A 2,793-nucleotide genomic window follows, 5' to 3' on the forward strand; every position below is an offset into this window, starting at 1 on the left:
GTTTAAATGTATGTTCTTTGAAAACTAGATAACAGTGTAGCTCATATTTTTTTAATTTTAGTTTGGTTAAGTTAGAAAGGGCGCACGGTGGATGCCTTGACACTAGGAGTCGATGAAGGACGGGACTAACGCCGATATGCTTCGGGGAGCTGTAAGTAAGCTTTGATCCGAAGATTTCCGAATGGGGAAACCCACTGTTCGTAATGGAACAGTATCTTTACCTGAATACATAGGGTACTGAAGGCAGACCCGGGGAACTGAAACATCTAAGTACCCGGAGGAAGAGAAAGCAAATGCGATTTCCTGAGTAGCGGCGAGCGAAACGGAATCTAGCCCAAACCAAGAGGCTTGCCTCTTGGGGTTGTAGGACATTCTATACGGAGTTACAAAGGAACGAGGTAGACGAAGCGACCTGGAAAGGTCCGTCACAGAGGGTAATAACCCCGTAGTCGAAACTTCGTTCTCTCTTGAATGTATCCTGAGTACGGCGGAACACGTGAAATTCCGTCGGAATCTGGGAGGACCATCTCCCAAGGCTAAATACTCCCTAGTGATCGATAGTGAACCAGTACCGTGAGGGAAAGGTGAAAAGCACCCCGGAAGGGGAGTGAAAGAGATCCTGAAACCGTGTGCCTACAAATAGTCAGAGCCCGTTAATGGGTGATGGCGTGCCTTTTGTAGAATGAACCGGCGAGTTACGATCCCGTGCGAGGTTAAGCTGAAGAGGCGGAGCCGCAGCGAAAGCGAGTCTGAATAGGGCGTTTAGTACGTGGTCGTAGACCCGAAACCAGGTGATCTACCCATGTCCAGGGTGAAGTTCAGGTAACACTGAATGGAGGCCCGAACCCACGCACGTTGAAAAGTGCGGGGATGAGGTGTGGGTAGCGGAGAAATTCCAATCGAACCTGGAGATAGCTGGTTCTCTCCGAAATAGCTTTAGGGCTAGCCTTAAGTGTAAGAGTCTTGGAGGTAGAGCACTGATTGAACTAGGGGTCCTCATCGGATTACCGAATTCAGTCAAACTCCGAATGCCAATGACTTATCCTTAGGAGTCAGACTGCGAGTGATAAGATCCGTAGTCAAGAGGGAAACAGCCCAGATCGCCAGCTAAGGTCCCAAAGTGTGTATTAAGTGGAAAAGGATGTGGAGTTGCTTAGACAACTAGGATGTTGGCTCAGAAGCAGCCACCATTTAAAGAGTGCGTAATAGCTCACTAGTCGAGTGACTCTGCGCCGAAAATGTACCGGGGCTAAATACACCACCGAAGCTGCGAATTGATACCAATGGTATCAGTGGTAGGGGAGCGTTCTAAGTGCAGTGAAGTCAGACCGGAAGGACTGGTGGAGCGCTTAGAAGTGAGAATGCCGGTATGAGTAGCGAAAGACGGGTGAGAATCCCGTCCACCGAATGCCTAAGGTTTCCTGAGGAAGGCTCGTCCGCTCAGGGTTAGTCGGGACCTAAGCCGAGGCCGAAAGGCGTAGGCGATGGACAACAGGTTGATATTCCTGTACCACCTCTTCATCGTTTGAGCAATGGGGGGACGCAGAAGGATAGAAGAAGCGTGCGATTGGTTGTGCACGTCCAAGCAGTTAGGCTGATAAGTAGGCAAATCCGCTTATCGTGAAGGCTGAGCTGTGATGGGGAAGCTCCTTATGGAGCGAAGTCTTTGATTCCCCGCTGCCAAGAAAAGCTTCTAGCGAGATAAAAGGTGCCCGTACCGCAAACCGACACAGGTAGGCGAGGAGAGAATCCTAAGGTGAGCGAGAGAACTCTCGTTAAGGAACTCGGCAAAATGACCCCGTAACTTCGGGAGAAGGGGTGCTCTGTTAGGGTGCAAGCCCGAGAGAGCCGCAGTGAATAGGCCCAGGCGACTGTTTAGCAAAAACACAGGTCTCTGCGAAGCCGTAAGGCGAAGTATAGGGGCTGACGCCTGCCCGGTGCTGGAAGGTTAAGGAGAGGGGTTAGCGTAAGCGAAGCTCTGAACTGAAGCCCCAGTAAACGGCGGCCGTAACTATAACGGTCCTAAGGTAGCGAAATTCCTTGTCGGGTAAGTTCCGACCCGCACGAAAGGTGTAACGATTTGGGCACTGTCTCAACCAGAGACTCGGTGAAATTATAGTACCTGTGAAGATGCAGGTTACCCGCGACAGGACGGAAAGACCCCGTGGAGCTTTACTGTAGCCTGATATTGAATTTTGGTACAGCTTGTACAGGATAGGTAGGAGCCTTTGAAACCGGAGCGCTAGCTTCGGTGGAGGCGTCGGTGGGATACTACCCTGGCTGTATTGAAATTCTAACCCGCGCCCCTTATCGGGGTGGGAGACAGTGTCAGGTGGGCAGTTTGACTGGGGCGGTCGCCTCCTAAAGTGTAACGGAGGCGCCCAAAGGTTCCCTCAGAATGGTTGGAAATCATTCGTAGAGTGTAAAGGCATAAGGGAGCTTGACTGCGAGACCTACAAGTCGAGCAGGGACGAAAGTCGGGCTTAGTGATCCGGTGGTTCCGCATGGAAGGGCCATCGCTCAACGGATAAAAGCTACCCCGGGGATAACAGGCTTATCTCCCCCAAGAGTCCACATCGACGGGGAGGTTTGGCACCTCGATGTCGGCTCATCGCATCCTGGGGCTGTAGTCGGTCCCAAGGGTTGGGCTGTTCGCCCATTAAAGCGGTACGCGAGCTGGGTTCAGAACGTCGTGAGACAGTTCGGTCCCTATCCGTCGCGGGCGCAGGAAATTTGAGAGGAGCTGTCCTTAGTACGAGAGGACCGGGATGGACGCACCGCTGGTGTACCAGC

At 52.0% G+C, this 2,793-nt stretch carries 1 rRNA gene; it reads left to right on the forward strand.

The window, feature by feature from the left end:
• Window positions 1–64 precede the first annotated feature (64 nt).
• Window positions 65–2,793: ribosomal RNA gene (locus tag ACWGDB_RS41895) — 23S ribosomal RNA — on the forward strand; the annotation flags it as partial.

The organism is Streptomyces sp. NPDC055013, assembly GCF_053608645.1.